Annotated in this window: 19 protein-coding genes and 3 pseudogenes; 13 read left to right on the forward strand and 9 right to left on the reverse strand. The window is 37.0% G+C overall.

The genetic code is table 11. From position 1 onward, the window contains the following. The 4 genes from ACE025_RS08675 to ACE025_RS08690 are packed head-to-tail and all read right to left on the reverse strand — an operon-like array spanning position 1 to position 2456. Positions 1–219, reverse strand: coding sequence for a hypothetical protein (locus ACE025_RS08675; protein WP_485939294.1), 219 nt, complete (start codon positions 217–219; stop codon positions 1–3). A gap of 21 nt (positions 220–240) precedes the next feature. Continuing rightward, positions 241–1530 (reverse strand): hydroxymethylglutaryl-CoA reductase, degradative, encoded by a 1290-nt coding sequence (locus ACE025_RS08680; protein WP_485939295.1) that lies wholly within the window; start codon positions 1528–1530, stop codon positions 241–243. A gap of 35 nt (positions 1531–1565) precedes the next feature. Then, positions 1566–2216 (reverse strand): peptide-methionine (S)-S-oxide reductase MsrA, encoded by a 651-nt coding sequence (gene msrA, locus ACE025_RS08685; RefSeq protein WP_485939296.1) that lies wholly within the window; start codon positions 2214–2216, stop codon positions 1566–1568. A gap of 36 nt (positions 2217–2252) precedes the next feature. Next, complete coding sequence (locus ACE025_RS08690; RefSeq protein WP_092480525.1) at positions 2253–2456, reverse strand: YwbE family protein; 204 nt, start codon at positions 2454–2456, stop codon at positions 2253–2255. Between the two features lie 152 nt (positions 2457–2608). Between ACE025_RS08690 and ACE025_RS08695 the strand changes: the two are divergent. The 3 genes and pseudogenes from ACE025_RS08695 to ACE025_RS08705 form a co-directional block, all read left to right on the forward strand. Continuing rightward, positions 2609–3616 (forward strand): annotated as a pseudogene (locus ACE025_RS08695) (LacI family DNA-binding transcriptional regulator); the annotation flags it as partial. Positions 3617–3700: 84 nt separating this feature from the next. Further along, positions 3701–5083 (forward strand): annotated as a pseudogene (locus ACE025_RS08700) (sucrose-specific PTS transporter subunit IIBC); the annotation flags it as partial. 18 nt (positions 5084–5101) lie between these two features. Further along, positions 5102–6502, forward strand: coding sequence for a glycoside hydrolase family 32 protein (locus tag ACE025_RS08705; RefSeq protein WP_485939297.1), 1401 nt, complete (start codon positions 5102–5104; stop codon positions 6500–6502). Between the two features lie 72 nt (positions 6503–6574). On the opposite strand, the gene ACE025_RS08710 is transcribed toward ACE025_RS08705, so the two are convergent. Further along, the gene (locus ACE025_RS08710) at positions 6575–7078 is read right to left on the reverse strand and encodes a pyridoxamine 5'-phosphate oxidase family protein (RefSeq protein WP_485939298.1); all 504 of its coding nucleotides are present in this window, start codon (positions 7076–7078) and stop codon (positions 6575–6577) included. Positions 7079–7271: 193 nt separating this feature from the next. Here ACE025_RS08710 and ACE025_RS08715 point away from each other — a divergent pair, with 193 nt between their 5' ends. Next, positions 7272–7691 carry an Hsp20/alpha crystallin family protein gene (locus ACE025_RS08715; RefSeq protein ID WP_485939299.1) on the forward strand — a complete coding sequence of 140 codons (420 nt, stop codon included), beginning with the start codon at positions 7272–7274 and terminating at the stop codon, positions 7689–7691. Positions 7692–7717: 26 nt separating this feature from the next. On the opposite strand, the gene ACE025_RS08720 is transcribed toward ACE025_RS08715, so the two are convergent. Both ACE025_RS08720 and ACE025_RS08725 read right to left on the reverse strand, forming a co-directional pair. Beyond that, complete coding sequence (locus ACE025_RS08720; protein WP_485939300.1) at positions 7718–9100, reverse strand: DUF1576 domain-containing protein; 1383 nt, start codon at positions 9098–9100, stop codon at positions 7718–7720. Positions 9101–9473: 373 nt separating this feature from the next. Beyond that, on the reverse strand, positions 9474–10850 hold the full coding sequence (locus ACE025_RS08725; RefSeq protein ID WP_485939301.1) for an MATE family efflux transporter: 1377 nt from the start codon (positions 10848–10850) through the stop codon (positions 9474–9476). Positions 10851–11207: 357 nt separating this feature from the next. Between ACE025_RS08725 and ACE025_RS08730 the strand changes: the two genes are divergently transcribed. Further along, positions 11208–11924 (forward strand): pseudouridine synthase, encoded by a 717-nt coding sequence (locus tag ACE025_RS08730; protein ID WP_485939302.1) that lies wholly within the window; start codon positions 11208–11210, stop codon positions 11922–11924. Positions 11925–12040: 116 nt separating this feature from the next. Here ACE025_RS08730 and ACE025_RS08735 read toward each other — a convergent pair whose 3' ends face one another. Beyond that, the gene (locus tag ACE025_RS08735; protein WP_485939303.1) at positions 12041–12715 is read right to left on the reverse strand and encodes a glycosyltransferase domain-containing protein; all 675 of its coding nucleotides are present in this window, start codon (positions 12713–12715) and stop codon (positions 12041–12043) included. 172 nt (positions 12716–12887) lie between these two features. Between ACE025_RS08735 and ACE025_RS08740 the strand changes: the two are divergent. Then, a pseudogene (locus tag ACE025_RS08740) lies at positions 12888–13627 on the forward strand (SDR family NAD(P)-dependent oxidoreductase). An 81-nt stretch (positions 13628–13708) separates the two neighbouring features. Here the strand turns inward: ACE025_RS08740 and ACE025_RS08745 are convergent. Next, a complete protein-coding gene (locus tag ACE025_RS08745; protein ID WP_485939304.1) occupies positions 13709–14560 on the reverse strand; it encodes a class I SAM-dependent methyltransferase in 852 nt (283 codons plus the stop codon). A gap of 117 nt (positions 14561–14677) precedes the next feature. On the opposite strand from ACE025_RS08745, the gene ACE025_RS08750 reads away from it, so the two are divergent. The 7 genes from ACE025_RS08750 to ACE025_RS08780 all read left to right on the forward strand — a co-directional run bounded on the left by ACE025_RS08750 (position 14678) and on the right by ACE025_RS08780 (position 21384). Continuing rightward, positions 14678–15868: an MBL fold metallo-hydrolase gene (locus ACE025_RS08750; RefSeq protein ID WP_485939305.1), complete on the forward strand. Its 1191-nt coding sequence runs from the start codon at positions 14678–14680 to the stop codon at positions 15866–15868. Further along, positions 15869–16129 carry a DUF3006 domain-containing protein gene (locus tag ACE025_RS08755; protein WP_485939306.1) on the forward strand — a complete coding sequence of 87 codons (261 nt, stop codon included), beginning with the start codon at positions 15869–15871 and terminating at the stop codon, positions 16127–16129. A gap of 183 nt (positions 16130–16312) precedes the next feature. After that, positions 16313–17779: a nicotinate phosphoribosyltransferase gene (locus ACE025_RS08760; RefSeq protein ID WP_485939307.1), complete on the forward strand. Its 1467-nt coding sequence runs from the start codon at positions 16313–16315 to the stop codon at positions 17777–17779. A 24-nt stretch (positions 17780–17803) separates the two neighbouring features. After that, on the forward strand, positions 17804–18631 hold the full coding sequence (nadE, locus tag ACE025_RS08765) for an ammonia-dependent NAD(+) synthetase (RefSeq protein WP_485939308.1): 828 nt from the start codon (positions 17804–17806) through the stop codon (positions 18629–18631). 173 nt (positions 18632–18804) lie between these two features. Then, positions 18805–19944: an N-acetylglucosamine-6-phosphate deacetylase gene (nagA, locus tag ACE025_RS08770; RefSeq protein WP_485939309.1), complete on the forward strand. Its 1140-nt coding sequence runs from the start codon at positions 18805–18807 to the stop codon at positions 19942–19944. Between the two features lie 16 nt (positions 19945–19960). Further along, positions 19961–20665, forward strand: coding sequence for a glucosamine-6-phosphate deaminase (locus tag ACE025_RS08775; protein ID WP_485939310.1), 705 nt, complete (start codon positions 19961–19963; stop codon positions 20663–20665). Between the two features lie 11 nt (positions 20666–20676). Then, positions 20677–21384: a GntR family transcriptional regulator gene (locus tag ACE025_RS08780; RefSeq protein ID WP_485939311.1), complete on the forward strand. Its 708-nt coding sequence runs from the start codon at positions 20677–20679 to the stop codon at positions 21382–21384. The last annotated feature ends 31 nt before the right edge of the window (positions 21385–21415 follow it).

A 21415-nucleotide genomic window follows, 5' to 3' on the forward strand; every position in this document is an offset into this window, starting at 1 on the left:
TTACATAACATCCATGTAAATGAACCCGAGACCGTGGTCAACGATAGATACTGAATTTAAATCTTTTTTAAAAAGGACTTTATCCCCAATAGTAAAACTATCTCTTTCATCATCTTTCAAGATTGGGATAAGGACCTGTAATTCTCGACAATCAATAGTGTACACTTCCATAAAATAATCATTATACGCAATATCTATTTCGACTCTATGATCATCCATGTATGAAGCCTCCTGTTTTATCTATTGTCTGTACTTTTCCAGAAGTTTTTCAGCAGTCGCTAAATTCATATTGTCAGCTTGCTTCAGTTGGTCGGACAACCAATCGATTTCTTCACCAACTGCACCTGCGCTGATAGCTAAAGAACGAGACTGCAAGCCCATGTGGCCTTTTTGGATACCTTCTGTCACAAGAGCTTTAATGGCTGCGAGGTTCTGAGCCAAACCAACGGATACAATGATTGCTTCCAGTTCAGCTGCATTCTCATAATGTAAAATAGTTTTGGTCATTTTTGCTGCAGGATGGAATGAGATAGAGCCTCCAACTGCACCAACGGGTAAAGGTATGGTTAAACTGCCAAGTAAATCGCCGTTATCTGCTTTCTCCCAAGTAGACAACGAGCGATATTGACCACTTTTCGACGCATAAGCATGAATCCCAGCTGAGACAGCACGCCAATCGTTTCCAGAAGCCATAACGACGCTGTCGATTCCATTCATGATGCCTTTGTTATGAGTCACTGCTCGATACGGATCTACATAAGCGAATTGATAAGCATCGATAATGCGATCACGAACTTCTTCACCGCTGAAATCTCCTTTATGCAATAATCTAGCGGGAATACGACAAGTCGCAGTAGCCAAACATTCTGTAGCGTAATTAGACAAAATTCCCATTAAGGCAGGAGCTTGGATCAATTCTTCCACATACGGCAAAATACCTTCCATCATAGTGTTCAAAATGTTGGCGCCCATGGCTTCCAATGTTTTAACATGCACATGAAGAATCAAAAATTCTGGCATTTTTTCAACTGGGTCAGCTTCAATATGACGGACATCTAGTCGAATGGCGCCGCCTCCGCGTTTGACAATAGAAGGATGTGCTTCATTAGCTTTTTGTAAAATAGCGTGTTCGTGTTGATGCAACTTTTGCATCATTGTAGCAGCGTTAGGAGGATTTTTGACAGCTATTTGACCAATCATGACTCGGTCAGTGACAGCAGTTTGAAATCCGCCTGCTTGTTTGACGATTTTTGCAGCTGAACTTGCAGCCGCAATCACAGAAGGTTCTTCTATTGCCATAGGAACAGCATAATCTTTTCCATCAATCAAGAAATTCAATGCTGCTCCATAAGGCAGTTCGTAAGCAGATAATTGGTTTTCGATCATATTATCCGCCATGTCATCGGTCAAATGCAAACCAGTAATCAGCATCTCCTTATCGTTTGCAGATAAGATACCGGCTTTTTCTAAGGCGTCGATTCTCTCGACTCGGCTTTTAGTGTAAAATTTTGATAGATATGAGTGATCCATATGAGTCTCCTTTTGCACATTCATTCTTCATTTCATTACCAACGGAGATTATTGATGGTCTGTAACAATAACTCCAGTTGAGCAGGTTCTAAACCCCAGTCGGTTATTTCTTGCTTGATATCCGATAAACTGGCGGGCTCTCTGACAAAACCATTCAAGCGAGCAGCGATAGTAGAGTGGAGGAACGATTTTTCATCCGGAAACAATTCTCGAACAGCTCCGCGAGCTTTTTTGAATCGCCGTAAAAAATATTTTTGATGATGATCTTCGGCCGGATAAAACATATCGTATTCTTGTAATTCCGTTTGAAGTTCTTTTCCATCTCTTTTTTCTACTTCAGCTTTGACTTTTTGAGCAACGGAAAGTTGTTTTTCGTTACGGTAAAATAGAATGGAAATGTATTGTCTTTCTTTGTAAAAACGGTCTTTCGTGGCGTCATGATTTTCCCAGAACAATCGAACTAAGTCTTCATAAGAAACCAAGTCTGGATCAAATAGGATATCTATTGTTTCAGAATAATCACCGATGGCGCGATATGTAGGCTGTTCGGTGGTTCCGCCCGCATATCCCACTTCTGTTTGAATCACTCCTGGAAGACTTCCGAACAAAGTATCCGGTCCCCAAAAACACCCCATACTAAAGGTAGCTTTTTCACTAATCGAAGCGTGTTTATTAAAGTTATTCATTTTCTGCACCTCAAATCTTGTCTTACTGATATAAAGTTAATTGGATTCAATTACGTGTTGTACACGACCAACTTGATCTCCTTCTTGAAGCATGACTTTGATGCCATGAGGATGATTCTGACTATTGGTCAATATGCGTTTGACATGCCCGCGAGTTAATTTGCCTGTACGTTGGTCTTTCTTTAATACAATATCTACTTCAGCACCAATTTGTATGTTGCTACGTTTTTTTCCATCCATTATTTCTCATTCTCCTTTATACCAGCTTTTACATTACATTATACATGAATTTCAAGTTTTAAGTCTTATTTCAAAAAATCAAAATACCTATTCCTTAAAATCTATGGTAATATTGGCGATGAAAATACCCTTCTAACAAGAGAACTAAGGTAAGGTGTGAAAAAATGGTAACCATTAATGATATTGCTCAAAAAGCGGGAGTAGCAAAAAGTACAGTATCTCGATATTTAAACGGAGGATCAGTAAGCCAAAAGACGAGAGATAAAATAGATAAAATAGTTAATGAAACAGGTTATTCGCCAAATACATTCGCACAGAGTTTAAAAGCAAAGAACACTAAAATGGTTGGAATTATTGTACCTAGGTTAGACTCTTATTCTGCCAACGAAGTTTTGAGCAGTGTGGACAGAACTTTGAGAGAAAAAGGCTATCAATTATTGATCACTAACACCGATCAGAGTAGCGAAAGAGAAATCGAAAATATTTATACACTGGCTAAACAAAAAGTAGCCGGTATTATCTTAATGGCTACAGTAATTACAAAAGAGCATAAGAAAGTAATCTCGGAAATTGATGTACCAGTTTTACTATTGGGTCAACAAGCTGAAGGACTGAATTCAATAGGGCATCAAGAATTTGAAGCAGGATACGCAATGGGAAGACATGCGGGTAGTTTAGGACACAAAAACTTTTTATATTTTTCGGTCTTTAAAGAAGATATTGCAGTAGGGCAACTAAGAGCAAATGGCGTACTAACGGCTTTGAATGAAGAAAAAGACGTCAATGTCGAAATCATCGAGACAAGTTTTTCATTTACAAAAGCTTACGAAATAGCTTTGGAGATCTTACCGAAAACAAACGCTACGTATATCTTGTGTGCAACAGACAATATTGCGATGGCTGTTTTAAAAGCAGCACATACATTGCAGTTAAGAGTTCCAGATGATTTTTCATTATCAGGATTCGGTGGATATGAAGTAACGTCTATTGTTTCACCTTCTATTACTACCGTCAAGTATGGTTATAAAGAGTTAGGGGAAACAGCAGTAAAAAAAATGTTCCAGCTTATCAAAGGAGAAACAATAGGAGAAAACACCTTAATACCAAATTATTTATTGAAAAGAGAGTCTACGGTTTTAAATGTGAAAAAAGTTGAGTAATTTACTTGACATTCCCTTTTGAAACCGATATCATTCTATTCAAATAGAACCGGTTCCAATCTCAAAAACTTAGGAGGGAAAAAAATGGCAACGAATAAAGAAATAGCTTCAGATGTAATAAAAGCATTAGGCGGTAAAGAAAATATCCAGTCGGTCACTCACTGTGCAACAAGGTTGAGAGTTATTGTACACGACAAAGATAAAATCAACGAAGAAGAAGTGGAAAATATTGAAAAGGCAAAAGGCGCATTTTTCAATTCTGGACAATATCAAATCATCTTCGGTACGGGTACAGTCAATAAAATCTATGAAGAAGTCACGAATTTAGGGATTTCTGAACAGTCGTCACAAGAAACAAAAGAACAAAAAAATGAAGGAAAGAATGGTTTCCAAAGAGCTGTTCGGACTTTCGGAGATGTATTTGTTCCCATTATTCCAGTTTTAGTAGCAACAGGGTTATTCATGGGACTGCGTGGTTTATTGACGCAAGAACAGGTCCTAGCAGTATTTGGTTTAGTTCCAGAAGATATCAGCGCTAATTTCTTATTATACACTCAAGTGTTAACGGATACAGCTTTTGCATTTTTACCAGCTTTAGTAGCATGGTCTTCATTTAAAGTCTTTGGTGGTTCACCTGTTATCGGAATTGTTTTAGGACTGATGTTGGTCAACCCGGCACTTCCTAATGCATATGAAGTTGCTGCAGGGACTGCTGATCCTATCACTATGTTTGGATTTATTCCAGTAGTTGGGTATCAAGGAACAGTATTACCGGCATTTATTGCAGGATTCATTGGAGCTAAATTTGAGCGTATCATTCGTAAACGTGTTCCAGAATATTTAGATTTATTAGTTACACCATTTGCAACACTATTGGTGATGAGTATCTTGTCATTATTTGTTATCGGACCTGTATTCCACTCATTAGAAACAGTTGTATTAGATGCTACAATCTGGTTATTGCAATTGCCGTTTGGTATTGCAGGATTAGTGATTGGTGGATTGAATCAGTTGATTGTTGTAACAGGGGTACATCACATTTTCAACTTCTTAGAAGTACAATTACTAGCTAATACAGGAGTAAACCCTTATAACGCAATCATCACATCTAGTGTTGCTGCTCAAGGTGGAGCTACATTGGCAGTTGGTATGAAAACAAAATCGAAAAAATTAAAAGCTTTAGCTTTCCCATCAACTCTATCAGCTTTCTTGGGAATAACAGAACCTGCTATTTTTGGAGTAAACTTACGCTATGTTAAACCATTTTTATTCGGTTTAGTAGGTGGTGGTGTAGGGGGAATGCTAGCAGACCTATTGAACTTAGAAGGATCAGGTATGTCTGTAACAGTTATTCCAGGAACATTGCTGTATTTAAATGAACAAATTATCTGGTATATCGTTGTTAATGCCGTTGCAATCGCAGTAGCTTTTGTTTTAACATATATGTTTGGGTTCTCAGATAAAGATATTGCAAAGGATTAACGAATGAAAGGAAGAAATCACTTGTCGAGTCAGTCAGAAACGAAAAAGCATCAATTATCCTATCATATAGTACCGCCGCAAGGTTTGTTGAATGATCCTAACGGGCTTATTCAATACAAGGGTATTTACCATGTGTTTTTCCAATGGAATCAACACGGTACGGTTCACCAGTCCAAAAGCTGGGGACATGTAACCTCTACAGATTTGGTTAATTGGGAGTATCATGAAGCAGCTCTAGAACCAGTTGACTGGTATGATAAAGATGGAGTCTATTCGGGAAGCGCGGTAACAAAAGATGATACGTTGTATCTGTTTTATACCGGAAATGTGCGAGGAGTAGATGATAGTCGAGAAAGTTATCAATGTCTGGCCGTTTCGCAAGATGGGTTCCACTTTGAAAAGAAAGGCCCGTTATTTGAACACCCTAAAGGTTATACAAGACATGTTCGAGATCCTAAAGTCTGGCAAGGTGAGAATGGTCTGTGGTATATGGTTTTGGGAGCTCAAAGAGAAGACCTGACAGGAGATGCTATACTTTATACTTCGGAAAATCTCTTAGACTGGACATTTAAAGGTTCGTTGTTGGAAAATAAAGTTTCACTAGGGTACATGTGGGAATGTCCTGATGTCTTACAATTTAAAGAGAAAGACTTGTTTGTCTTTTCTCCACAAGGACTAGAGGCAGAAGGTATTAAATTTCAAAACATTTATCAAACGGGTTACCTGACTGGACAGTTAACAGCAACTGGGCAATTTGTTCCTGAGAATGAAGAGTTTGTTGAGATGGATAGAGGGTTTGAATTCTATGCTCCGCAAAGCTTTACCGATCAAAAAAATCGTGTCATTTCTTTTGGTTGGGTAGGGGTAATGGATCCAGAAGTGGAAGCTGCTGTTCCAACAATAAAAGATGGATGGGTGCACGCATTGTCTATTCCGAGGGAATTAACTTACCAAAATGGAGTATTGAAACAACAACCAGTAGAAGAGTTGAAAGCATTAAGAAATGGTCCTCCAACAGAGTTGGATACTGATGATTCATTGGTAAATCTTGCTTCATTCCAAAAAGAAGTACTCATTGACTGGAATGAAGAGCCGAAAAACTTTTCAATGGAGATTCGAAACAATGTAGAAATCAACTATGATCAAAATACAAGAAACGTAACGGTCAGTCGGATCAATTGGTTAACGAATGAGCGTGAGAAAAGAGAAGTTCAATTGAAAAAGGAACTAAAAAACATGCGTTTATTCCTAGAAAGCTCTCTGATTGAATTATTTGTGAATGATGGTGAAGAAGTGTTTACATTACGCTACTTTTCAGAAGATAAAGACGATCAACTTTCTTTCTCGCTTGCGGATAAGAACGAACAAAGAGAAATTTCCGTATATGAATTAACTGTTCAATAGAACAAAGAAGTGCAAAAAGAAATGAATCGGATTAAATTCTCCGATTCATTTCTTTTTGTCTTTTTAAGTTGATTATAAGTCAACGGTTTCGTTCGAATTTTCTCCTGGTTTAACAGAATCTTTATTTCCAACAGCTTTTTTAAAGAAGTTGGCAACAGATTTAGTTGTATTTCCTGTTTCCCAATATTCAGCTTTATCTGCTTCAACTTTGATTAAAATCAACATTGGATCATCATAGCTGACGTCAAACATTTTTTCGTAAATTTTGTTCCAAAATTCTTTTTTACGTTCTATATCATCTACAAATACGGCTTTACCGCTGATCGAAGCGTATGAATCTCCTACGACTGTCACATTAACATTTGGATTGGCAGAAATTTCTTTGTATTTAGTTGTATCTTTACGAGTGATGAACCATAAGTCTTCATCAAATTCTACTTCTTGGGTTTGCATGGGACGAGATACAATATTGCCATCTTCTGAAATCGTAGTCAGCATAACGACATCTGTGTCTTCTAAAATACCTTTTAGCACTGAACGAGCTTTTTCATTTTGTGTTGAATCATTATTTGACATATTTTTCACCTCTCCTGTTTAATAAATAAAGTATAGCAAAAATGAAAACGTTCTTAAAATAATAAGGTTATTGTTATTTTGCTAAAAAAAAATTTAGCACTGTATTGACTAGAGTGCTAAAAATAATTATAATATATGTGTAGTAAAGAAAGAGCGCTACAAGAGTCAAATCAAAAGAAAGAAGGAGTTTATTATGAATAGTTTATTTCCATCTAGACGTGATTTCATGAACCTCAACCGTAATTTTTTTGGTGATTCTTTTGACAATTTATTTTCAGCGGCTTCTTCATTTGACGTAGATATCAAAGAAACGGATACAGAGTATACTTTAGAAGCGGATATGCCGGGATTAACTAAAGAAGATATTCAATTAGATTATCAAGATAACGTGCTGTCTATCGGATCTCATAGAGAAGAAGGCAAAGACGAAACGGATAAAGAAGGCAACTACATCCGAAGAGAGCGTTCAGTCCGGTCCTATAAACGCCAATTTATTTTAAGAGATGTAGATGAGGCAAACATCACTGCTAAATTCGATAACGGAGTTTTAACAGTCCAATTGCCTAAAAAAGAAATGAAACAAGAGCCTGGTAAAAAAATCGAAATCCAATAACCATCCAATAAAAAGAACGACCTCACTTAATCGTGAGATCGTTCTTTTTCGTTGTTGTCTGTAACTGTTGGGTTATCAATAGTATCTAAATCTTCCGTATGCTCGGTGTCAATAAGTGGTTCAACGATTTTTTTATTTTGACGTTCTTTTTTATGAAAGTGCAAAACTTCTAATAAAGGGACTAAAATAGACGCAATAAAACCGCCTGAGAACCCATTATTATACAAGTTCATACCCGCATGTAAATAAGTGATGTTTGCAGACATTGCCATATGCAGACCGCCTGCAAATAATCCAGCAATAACTCCATAGTATCCACTTACGGGTGCTAAAGTAGTGCCGAATAATGCGGTCAATAAGAAAGTTGTTGAGTGCAGCTCAATAGACGTAAAGAAGCCAACGAAAAGAATGCCTGCAAAGATAGGTAAAACATTTTTGATGTGTTTTCCGAAAGCCCCAAAACCGACTACTGTGAAGATTCCGCCAATAACGGGACCATTTAACTCTCCACCTACCGCTAGTGAGAAGCTTGTAGAGATAAGACCTAAGAGACCCATATTGATTAAAGATAATCCAAAACCGTATTTTTCTAAAAAATCAGGACCGCCAACCCCATCTTCCTCTAAAAAAGTGCCGAAGTCTTTAAAGTTCATTCCATTAAAGTAATATCCCACGATAAACATAAACGAAAATAAACTATATAAAAAGATAGAAAAAGGAACGTTATTGCCCCTAGAAAGCAAATTAACTACATCCACACTAAAACCATAAGCTCTTAAAACAGCAATAAAAGCCATACCGATAATGCCAGCTGTAAAACCAATATTATACAAGCTGAAGCCTTTGTGGAAACTAGCAAAGTGCCGCGACAAAGGAGGAAGAATAAATCCGACAAAAACACCTGCAAGAAAACCTAACAAAACTCCTATGAAAAAGGGGAGTCCGATATTAAAAGAAATTTCGCTTACTAGAGGAGCAAGAGCAGTACCAAACAAAGCAGAAAGCAAATAATTTTTAAAAGGTGTGTGTGTTACTTTAGCGTATAGTATAACACCGAGGATGATCGGAATAGAATTATAGAGGTTTTTTCCGAATAGTGAAAATCCTGCAACAGTGAAAATAGCTGCCAGCAAAGGACCTGAGAGAGGTACTCGATTGGTTCGAATAATAAACAGGCTTTTTAAAACCATCAGCGAAGCATTGACTAGAGCAGCTCCAACATTCGCCAGCATAAAGTAATCGGTCACTAAATTTGCTGGAGAGATCAGTAGTTTAATACTCCCGTTCCAGATTTCCATAGGGGTATTAAACGTAAATGCAAATAAAAATAGCGAAAGCGAAAAGAACAAAGCAAACAGATATTTTGTTCGTTCAGTAACGATGCGCTTTTCATTTGTTCTATGGAACATCAAGGTCTTCATTTTAACTCAACACACTTTCTTAGAAGATTTTCTAAATAGAACAGGATTTCATCTGCAACATTCATTAAAAGTAAAGCAGGTACTTGCTTTTTTTAAAAGAATAACACGTCAAGTTTTTGGCGGCAACAAGAAATTTAAGTTCATAGACACAAATAAACTAAAAGTAATATGAAAACTTGTTGTATTAAGGTGATAGCGGTTTTAAAAAAGTGAACAAAATAGCAAAATACGTATAGAACAAATTGTATCTTTAAAAAAAGAGTAAACAAAATAACCGAAAAGTACAAAGAATAAATCCTGAAAAAACAAAAAACACTATCTCATCCAAACTCTGGAGTTGAGATAGTGTTTCAAATAAACTTTATTGGTTTTGACTAGTCAGTAATTTCTTAGCAAGCTGTTTTCTTTCCCCCACAGTGGTTTTTCTCTTAAATGAGTAGTAAGAATAAATTAGAGGAACTAGCGCCCCTAACCAAGCTATCGGATTTGCAATCGTTACACCTATATAACCTAATGGTTTAACTAATAACAGAGCAACTAAAACGCGAGCAAGCAATTCCATTACACCAGCAGCTGTTGGTGCAGTACTTTTTCCTAATCCTTGAAGAGTATATCTGTAAATGAACAACATAGCTAATAAGAAATAAAATGTTGCATTAGTGAAGAAATAAGTTTGAACTAAGTCAATGATGGCAGGATCTGTTTCTCCAATATACATTTCAGCAATTGGGCGTCCTACAGTAACAAGGACGATTGCCATCACTACACTGTAAGAAAGGACGATTTTTAATACTTTAGAAACACCTTCCCAAATACGATCGAATTTACCAGCACCATAATTTTGAGCTGTGTAAGTTGCCATAGTAACACCGAATGAAACTAAAGGCATAGTTGCGATTCCATTGATCTTTTCAGCAGCCGTTGTAGCAGCCACTGCCGTAGCACCTAAGCTGTTTAAAGTGATTTGGATAGCAATTGCACCGATGGAAATAATCGAAACTTGGAATCCCATTGGCAGACCAAGATTTAAGTGTTCCATAATTTCTTTTTTGTCTACTTTCCAATCTTCTTTACGAATACGTAAAATAGGAACTTTTTTCCAAATGTAAACCAAGCACAGTAAGCTAGCAATAATTTGAGAAATAACCGTTGCATAGCCGGCTCCTTCTACGCCAGTCCCCAAACCTAAAATGAATACATAGTCTAATGCGACGTTTAAAACAGATGCGATAGCTAAAAATAATAAAGGGGAGCGACTGTCGCCGATAGCACGTAAAATATTTGATAAAAGATTGAACAGAACGGTTGCGCCGATTCCAGCAAAAATAATCACCAAGTAAGCTTGAGCATCGTCTATTAAAGCAGCAGGAGTTTTCATGAATTCTAATATTTGTCTAGTAAATAGCGTCGCTATAATTGTTAATACGATACTGATTACTGCACTGATGATCACGCTGGCAGCTAAGTTTTTACGAATGGCTTTGAAATCTTGACGGCCGAAACGTTGCGCAGTGATAACAGAAAGACCTACTGTCAAACCTGTAGCCAAACCAATGATTAATGAACTGATACTTCCTGTAGACCCAACGGCTGCGAAAGCATCCACACCAATCGTTCTGCTGACGATAAAAGTATCTGCCATACTATAAAATTGTTGGAAAATATTCCCTAATAACATTGGCAAAGTGAAGAATAAAATTAATTTTGTTGGATTTCCTTTTGTCATATCTTGTCCCATAAAAAAATATTGCCTCCTAAAATTTTCGTTGTCGTTTAATGAAACTTTTTTTAAAAAATAAGTGCGTGGTTTTGTTAACACTTTTGCTAGTATAGTTTCATTTTCAGAAAATACAACCCATATTCCCCTTTTTTATTTTGACAAATTTGTTGACAAAAGATGGCTAAAAAGTGAATGCCGTTTTCATTGATTTTATAGGAAAGTTAACTGGCGTAGCAGCTTTTTTGATTTCACAAAGTGTTCATTTTCATAAATTTTCTTTTTGAAAAAGATGTTTCAAGAAGTCTATAAGTCTATTGTATTCAATCGAAAGATAGTTTACTGTTAAAGAGAAATTTATATAGAAGGAAGAAAAAGATGAGGATAGACAAATTATTAGCTGAAAAGGGTTTTGGTTCACGAAGAACCGTAAAGCGGCTGATCAAAAGCAAACAAGTATCAGTCAATGGCGAAATTATACTAGAGGATCGAATAAATGTTGATCCTGAGATTCAAGAAGTTAGCGTTTCAGGAAAAAGAGTGTATTACCAACCGCATGCCTATTATATGATGAATAAACCAGCCGGAGTAGTCAGCGCAGTAGAAGACAAGGAAAATAAAACAGTGATCGATCTGATTAAATCTTCCGATAAAGCAGTTGGATTGTATCCTGTTGGAAGATTAGATAAAGATACAGAAGGGTTACTGCTGCTGACAAATAATGGAAATTTAGGGTATCAATTGTTGCTGCCGCATAAACACGTGACAAAGACATATGAAGTTCGGGTGAACGAAAAGGTCACTATTAAAGACCAAAAAGCTTTTGAAGATGGAGTCGTATTTCATGGAGGAATTGTTTGCAAGCCTGCAAAATTAACGATATTGGAAGCACACGATGCAGAAAGCAGAGTTATCGTTGAGATCAAGGAAGGGAAATTTCATCAAGTAAAGAAAATGTTCCTAGCATGTGGGAAAAAAGTTACCTATTTAAAACGATTGACCATGGGACCTTTAATCATAGATGAAAAATTACCTGTGGGGTCTTACAGATCATTAACAAAAGAAGAGTTAGAAAAGTTGACTCCGTACTTTTAAAATAAAAGCACCGACCGAGAAAATCTATTTCTCGGTCGGTGCTTTAGTTATAGAAGCAGAATGGACAGATCTTCCTGTTCTCTTTTAAATGATGTATAAATTTTTATGAATATGAATCAAGAAACGACATTTTCTTGATCAGTATCTTCTATAGTAGATACAAGTTGTTGGTCAGTAATTAAATAACCTATTCTAAAGTTGTTTTTCCAAAGAATATAGTTAAAACTGAGGAAGTCTAAAAAGCTGAAAGTAGTTATTTCCTCCCACCATCGCTCCATCAATTGAGCAACTTCTAAAGAATGATTTTTCCGAAATAAAACAGTCGTGTCTGAGATACCGTGATTTTTGGAGTAAAGTTGATTTTGATAGTACTGCATTTGCAATCTAATGGTTTCAATGCGGTCGGATTGTTGTTCCATAGAAGAAACAGCAGCATCGTAAGCAGAATATGCTTCAACATGTTTGAAGGCATAGAGATCAAATTTATCCCAGGGCAATTCTTTTTCGATCCATTGATGTAAACTGTTTAAGCTGGACGCGGTCGGATTTTCAATCCATATTGTATAATCATACTCTGGCAACAAAATATGAGATAACATTTTTATGTGAGCTATTTTTCTGACAGAATCTAGCCCAGTTTCAGGAAGAGATTTCATTTGCCAAATAGAAGAAACAACTGCAGGCTCTTTCGTAAAACATATGTAGTCGTATTGGCCGGCAAGAGTGTAAGGCAGCTCATTGAAATCGAAGTTTTCAGTTGTAGCAGTGTAAATTGCAACTTTGTTTTTCATTGCCACCCCTTCTTTCTGCTTTAAATATATCACCTTTCGTATATGGATAATAACATAACGAATTTACTTTAAATAATAAAATCACTTAAGGTGTCATATGCTTTTTATTTGGGAACTTCGTTTTTCCCCGCTACTCTTAAAATACTAAAAAAAGAGAAAGGAGATTTTGTCAGTGGAAAAACTTGCAGGGAAAACGGCGTTTATTACAGGCGGTACTTCAGGGATAGGGGAATTCACTGCTAAAGCGTTAGCTAATGATGGAGCAAAAGTTGCTGTAGCTGGTCGTGATGAAGAAGATGGTAAACGTATAGTAGAAGAAATTCAACAAGCCGGAGGAGAAACAATTTTTGTTCGTCTAGATATTACAGACAAAGCTTCTATTACAAAGAGCATAAAACAAGCGGTTGATTCTTTTGGAAATATCGATATTTTATTCAATGGTGCCGGAATCCACGATTCTTATGATACGGTTTTAGACACGGATGAAGAGAGTTATGATCTATTAATGGATATTAATGTTAAAGGACCTTTTTTAATGACAAAAGAAGTATTGCCTATGATGTTGGAAAATGAAAAAGGTACTATCATCAATGTTGGTTCTCAAGCTACATTTGTGGCAGGACCTGGCGGTTCAGCTTATGTGACTTCTAAGCACGCACTCGAAGGATTTACGAAACAATTAGCTTATGACTTTGGAAAAAAGGAATCAAAGCGAATTTGATTGCTCCGGGTTTTATTGAAACACCAATGACTGAAGGAATAGAAGATGAACGATTGAAGGATATACCGGCGCAACGAGCAGGTAAACCAGAAGAGGTAGCAGCAGTAGCTGTATTTTTAGCTTCTGACGAATCGGATTACATCCAAGGTACATCCATAAAAGTAGATGGAGGATGGACAGTCGGTCGATAATATGGCTTTAAACGTCTATGTTGATAAAAATTAAAAATAGACAACAGAAAACAGATTTTTCCTTGTTTTCTGTTGTCTATTTTATTTTACTGCAATAAAAGCAAATGTATCCATTGACTGGATAGAAGATTGCTGGTTATAGGTTTTTAATGTATTTAATTCTGAAGTAAGCAGAGTTTTGAATTTATCCGGTATTGATTGAAGAGAAGCAATGACGTCGGGTGCATCAGAAATCGTCATAGCAACTTCCCATTCGCCGTCTTGCAATTGTTTGGAAGGGATTGTAGACTCTTTTGTGATTCTCCAACCAGCCTTCTCAGCGAGTATCAGACTGTCTTCAGGTGTGATCAACGTACGAATATTCGCTTCAGTCGTATAACGAAAACTTTCATATTGGGCCTGCAGCAAAGCAGCCAAGAAGTGCGGCAATTGATGACTTTCAGTTACACGAGTATCCCACTCTGCAAATACAAGACGTTTACCCCACTTGTTCAACTTGGTAAACATCTCCAGCAAGGTTTTTTGAGAACCCACATACCAACTAGAGTGTGAAAAGACGATCGTATCAAATGTATTTTCTGGAAAGTCTACTTCAGGATCTAGAATATCCGTATCAAAACTTACTGTGATGTGCTCGCCAATGGATGACTGCTGTAATTTAGCAATAGCTTCACCTAAAGTTTCAGGAGCTCCATAGTCGGGACTAGCTATATCAACAGCATGTACACTGCCGGTATTTCCTATTAAATAAGCCAATACTGCTGTTGTATCTCCTTGGCCACAGCCTATCTCCAGTACATTTTCTCCAGCATGAATTCCCCAAAATTCTGCTAAATGAAGACGATGCTGCGTTTGAACAGCTTGTATATCTGACAACTTTCCTGTTGGAGAAATATAATGTGCTATTTCTTCTATTGAAATTTTCTTATTCAATGCTTATCCCTCTTTCTTTTGTAGCCTAGAATTTATTTCATTATACCGATATTGAAACAAGATAAATACATAAAAAAAAACAATTTTATGTTAATCTAGTAACCAGAAGAAAGGTAAGTGAAAAGATTGAAAAAAGGTTTGGCAAAAATGAAATTACTTTTAACGTTAACAGTAATGGCGAGTGTATTAGGAGCTTGCAGTTTAGAGAGTCATTCTCCTGAAAGTATGGAAGATCCAGCTGCTTATGAAACATCTTTGGATGAAAACAAAGAAGAAACAGCTGCAGAATCTGAAAAAAAACTTGTAACATCATCTGAATTAGCTGTTCATTATATAGATGTTGGGCAAGCAGATGCGACTTTGTTTAAATTTGCAAGCGAAGACGAAGAATATACGATCCTTTATGATACGGGGGATTGGACAAGTACAGATGTTGTAGATTACTTAGCAGACAAAGAGATACAAGAATTAGACCTCGTGATTGCGAGTCATCCAGATGCCGATCATATCGGTCAATTAGATAAAGTATTGGAACAATTTGAGGTAGGAGAAGTATGGATGTCCGGAAATACGACTTCTTCGGATGTTTTTATCCGTTCACTTGAAGCCATACAGAAATATGAGGTGGGCTACTATGAACCAAGAGCAGGTGAACAATTCGATATTGGACCATTAAGTATGGAAATTCTTCACCCTAGTGTGTTAACAGGTGATACAAATGCAGATTCTGTTTCTATGTTTGTTTCTTATGGGGAAATTGATTTCTTATTTACAGGGGATGCAGGGAAAAAACAAGAGATGGAAATGGTAAATTCCGGGATGAATATTGATGCTGAAATATTGTCTTTAGGTCATCATGGATCAGATACTTCCAGTGCACCTGCTTTTATTGACGCAGTCAGTCCTGAAGTAGCCATCTACAGTGCTGGAGAAGGCAATTCGTATGGACATCCTCACATAAGTGTTGTATCAATGATTCAAGAAAAAGGAATCGAGTTATACGGAACAGATCAAAATGGTACGATCATTGTCAGAACGGATGGAAAAAGTTATCGAATTGAGACGATCACCGATGGAAATAAAAAACAAACAAGCACTGACAATTCATTGGCGGGGAAAATAAATCTCAATACAGCTTCTTATGAAGATCTGCTTGAAATCGCTCATATTGGTCCAGAGCGTGCAGAAGAAATCATCTTGCTGCGTCCATTGGAAAAAATAGAAGATCTACAGAAAGTAAACGGAATCGGACCTTCTAGACTAAAAGACATCATCACTGAAGGCAAAGCTTATATCGGGGGAGATTAAATGAAAGCTATGTTGGATCGAATTGAAGAGGGAAAAGCTGTTTTACTGATTCAAGATCTAGACAAAGAGTGGATTATTGAGAAGAACCATTTGCCTCAAGGGAGCAAAATTGGTGATTGGTTGACGTTACAGATAACAGAAGGACGCATAAGTGATATGACGATAGATCAAGCATTGACACAAGAGAAAAAAAAGACTGCCACTGATTTGTTAACATCCATTCGCAAGCAGCCTAAAGAGAGCAAATTCAAGAGAAAATAAGAAACGCTGTACGATAAAATAGTTTAACAACCTAAAATGAAATTAGATTAAATATATTGACCATAGGAAGTTTGAATGTAGAAAAGAAAAATCTCGTTGAAATGACATTAAACGCATAGGTTGAGCTTTACTTTTGTGGTATCATTAAAAACAAAGAAAAAGTAATTTTTGGGGGCAATCAGAGTGAATAATATATATCCAGATGATAGTTTGGCATTGCATACAGACATGTATCAACTTAATATGATGAAATCATATTGGGAATTAGGTGATGCAGATAAGAATGCTGTGTTTGAAGTATACTTCCGTGAGCATCCTTTTGGAATTGGATACGCAGTTTTTGCTGGATTGGAACGCGTTGTAAACTACGTTAAAAATCTATCTTTTACAGAAACTGATCTCGATTATTTAAGAGAAACTCAAGAATATCCAGAAGAATTTTTAACTTACTTAAAAAACTTTAAATTTACTGGGACGATTCGTTCAGCTATAGAAGGGGACTTAGTCTTTGCTAATGAACCTATTATGCAGATAGAAGGATCGCTTGCTGAATGTCAGTTATTGGAAACGACGATTTTGAACGTCGTCAATTTTCAAACTCTGATTGCAACAAAAGCTTCCGAAATGAAAACGGTAGTGGGAAATGATCCCTTGTTGGAATTTGGCACTCGAAGAGCCCAAGAAATGGACGCAGCCATTTGGGGAACACGAGCAGCCTTTATTGGCGGGGCGGACGCTACAAGCAATGTCCGTGCTTCTAAAATTTTTGGTATTCCAGCCAGTGGAACACATGCACACGCAATGGTTCAAGCCTACGATAGTGAATATGAAGCTTTCATGGCATATGCAAAAACACATAAAGATTGCGTATTTTTAGTAGATACATTTGATACATTAAAAACAGGCGTACCGAATGCGATTCGTGTTGCCGATGAAATGGGCGATAAAATCAACTTCTTAGGTGTTCGGTTGGATAGTGGAGATATGGCCTATATCTCTAAACAAGTTCGAGCGCAATTGGATGAAGCCGGATATCCTAAGGCTAAAATTTATGCTTCAAACAACTTGGATTCAAAAACGATTTTAAACTTAAAAATGCAAGGTGCCAAAATTGATGTTTGGGGCGTAGGAACACGACTAATTACTGCCTTTGATCAACCTGCATTAGGAGCCGTATACAAGTTGGTTTCTATAGAAGATAAAAACGGAAACATGAGAAACACGATCAAATTAACGAGTAACGCCGCTAAAATGTCGACCCCAGGCAAAAAACAAGTATGGCGTATCACCAGCAATGAAAAGGGGAAATCGGAAGGCGATTATGTAGCGCTGTGGGATGAACGCCCTGATTTGGATGAAGAATTATTCATGTTCCATCCAATCCATACGTATATCAACAAAACAGTTGAAAATTACACTGCAGTACCTCTGTTAAAAGATATTTTTGTGGACGGAGAGTTGGTGTATGATTTGCCGGATTTGAAACAAATCAAAGTGCATGCTAAGGAAAGTTTGACTGCCTTATGGGATGAGTACAAACGTATTTTGAACCCAGAAGCTTATCCTGTCGATTTGTCTCAAAAAGCTTACGACAATAAATTAGCAATCATTAAAGAAACCAGAAAGAAAATGAAAGACTTAGAAAAATAAACAGGTTTAGAAAGGGTGCAAGTTATGTCAGAATTAAGAGATGAAATCTTATCAGAAATGAAAGTTCAACCTTCTATTGATCCTAAAGAGGAAGTTCGCAAGCGAGTAGATTTTTTAAAGTCTTACTTAACAAAATATCCTTTCATAAAAACACTCGTACTAGGAATCAGCGGAGGCCAAGACTCAACATTGGCTGGAAAAATCAGTCAATTGGCTATCACTGAAATGAGACAAGAGACAAACGATACAAGTTACCAATTTATCGCGGTTCGCTTGCCTTATGGGACTCAAGCTGATGAACAAGATGCGTTAGATGCCATTGAGTTTATGGATGCTGACAAAACGGTTCGCTTCAATATACAGCCTGCTACTGATGCAGTGGTAGAAGCATTAACAGATGAAGATATTCAAATCAGTGATTTTAATATTGGCAACGTTAAAGCTCGTCAGCGGATGATTGCTCAGTATGCTATAGCTGGAAATTACAGTGGTGTGGTAGTAGGAACAGATCAATCTGCTGAGTCAGTGACAGGTTTTTATACAAAATACGGTGATGGCGGGACAGATATCAATCCATTATTTGGATTGAATAAGCGTCAAGGTAAAGCTATGTTAAAAGAATTAGGTTGCCCCGAGCACTTATATACGAAAGTCCCGACAGCTGATTTAGAAAATGACCGTCCATCTCTTCCAGATGAGGCAGCATTAGGTGTCAGTTATGAAGCTATTGATGATTATTTAGAAGGAAAAGAAGTCAAAGAAGAAGACGCAAAAACGATTGAAAACTGGTTTGTGAAAACACGTCATAAACGCAGTATGCCGATCGATATATTCGATGATTTTTGGAAGTAACAGTAAAAAATGAAATAAACTCTTAAAAAATAAGCCTCATAAGGAATCATACGATTCTTTTATGAGGCTTATTTTGTTACGATCTGCTGGCAAAAAATGGAATTCTAGCAGTTGCAATTTCGGTCTATACCATTTATAATAAAGAAGAAATTTTCAATAAGGGAGACGAGAATATGGCAAATCAAGTACTTGTCAACGGAACTATTTATACTGGTGAAACTAGGATTGATAACGGTTACGTTCGTTTTGATCAAAAAATCTTAGAAGTTGGAAAGATGGAAGAGTTCGTAAAGGACTCTCAAGAAGAAGTGACGGATATTTCCGGAAAACTAGTTGTTCCTGGTTTTATTGATGTACACAGTCATGGCGGTTATGGTGTTGATAACATGGACGCAGATTCAGAAAGTATCAATGAAATGATTTCTAAGATGTATCAAGAAGGAATCACCTCTTATTTTCCTACAACAATGACTCAGTCATTTGAAAATATTGAAAAATCTTTAAAAGGAATTGCTAAAGCTGCTGAAAAGAATCCGGTCATTCAAGGAATCCACGTAGAAGGACCTTTTATATCAGCTGTATTTAAAGGGGCTCAGCCAGAAGAACACATCAAAATTCCAGATGCAGAGACCATGAAAAAGTGGGACGAGATCAGTGGCGGCCGTATTCGCTTAGTGACATATGCTCCAGAGACGAGCGATGCCAGCGAGTTCGAAAAGACTTGCCAAGAGCATGATATTGTATTGTCAGCGGGACATACAAATGCGACACGCGAGCAAATGAAACAATCAAAAGCAAAACATATTACACATTTATACAATGCTCAAAGAGGGCTTCATCACCGTGAACCGGGCGTTACAGGTCACGCATTCTTAGATGAAGATACGTATGTAGAAGTCATTGCAGATGGATTCCACATTCACCCTGAAATGATCAAGATGGCTTATAAAATGAAAGGGCCGGATCGTATAGAAATAATTACAGATGCTATGAGAGCAAAAGGGATGCCAGATGGCGAAAGCGAACTGGGCGGACAAAAAGTTATCGTAAAAGATAAGCAAGCTCGTTTGGAATCTGGTAATTTAGCTGGAAGTGTATTGGAATTCCAGGATGCATTTAAAAATGTAATCGAGTTTACCGGATGCAGTATAGAAGATGCAGTGAAAATGAGTTCTGTCAATCAGGCTAGAGAATTTGGATTGACGCAAAAAGGAATTATCACCAGCGGAAAAGATGCTGACCTAGTTGTTCTAGATCCTGAGTTTAATGTGGAAAAAACATTTAGTTACGGAAAAGAAGTATATAAAAAATAAAAATGGGGTTAAAGATATGAACGTTTATGTAATGAAAAACAAAAGAGAAGCAAGTCAAAAAGCATTTGATTTAATGAAGCAAGAAATGGAAAATGGAGCTGACGTTTTTGGGTTAGCGACTGGAAGCACTCCAGAAGACTTGTATGAAATTATGACAGAAAGCGATACGGATTTTTCAGATATCACATCTGTAAACTTAGATGAATATGTTGGTTTATCACCAGAAGATCCTCAAAGCTACCATTACTTTATGGAAAAACATTTATTTTCAAAAAAACCGTTCAAAGAGACATACGTGCCGAATGGTTTAGCCGAAGAATCAGAAGAAAGTGAGCGTTACAACAAAATCATTGCGGATAACCCGATTGATTTACAAATTCTAGGAATCGGAACTAATGGTCACATCGGATTCAACGAGCCAGGAGCATCGTTCGAGTCTGAAACACGCAAAGTTGCATTAGTAGAATCGACTATTGAGTCAAATAAAGTTTATTTTGAACATGAAGAAGACGTTCCTAGATATGCTTATTCTATGGGAATCAAATCTATCATGGCATCTAAAAAAATTATTTTGATGGCATTTGGCGAACATAAAGCAGAAGCCATCAAAAACATGATCGAAGGACCAATTACTGAAGACGTACCAGCTAGTATTCTGCAACGTCATCCAAATGTTACGGTTATTGTTGATGAAGAAGCTGGGTCGTTATTGAAACGTTAAGGGGTGGAATAATGACCAAAGAAAAACCGATTTATATTCAGATCCACAATAAAATCCGTAAAATGATCGAAGAAGGTAAATGGCAAGTGGGGGAACGAATTCCTTCCGAACGCGACTTGGCAAAAACTTTTGAAGTGAGCAGAATGACTTTAAGACAAGCTGTACAGACGCTTGTGGACGAAGGTATTTTAGAACGGCGAGTTGGCTCGGGGACATATGTATCCAGTCAAAAAGTTCAAGAAAAAATGACCGGTATCCAAAGCTTTACAGAAACCATCTTGTCTCAAGGGAAAACGCCCACTAGTAGAACTGTTTCTTATCACGTTAAGCCTGCTAGTGTGAGTGAAGCTGAACATTTGAATTTGCAGAACGAGACTGTTGTACTTCGTATGGAGCGTATACGTTTTGCAGATGATGTGCCTATTTGTTTTGAAGTGGCAACGATCCCTTATCACTTGGTTGAATCGTTAGGGAAAAAAGAAATCACTTCCTCTTTATACAGAACATTAGAAGAGAAAAAAAATATCCATGTAGGTAAAGCAGAACAAACAATCTCAGCTATGCTGGCATCAGAAAGAATAGCAGAACATCTAAACATCAAACGTGGAGAAGCTATTCTAAGATTGAAGCAGATTACGTACAGCAAAGATAACAGACCATTTGAATACGTCCGTACGCAATATGCAGCAGATCGTTTCGAATTTTATCTGGAAAATTAAATTAAAAAAACAAATTTTAATATATATGTTT

The sequence above is a fragment of the Desemzia sp. AGC72 genome, assembly GCF_057334175.1.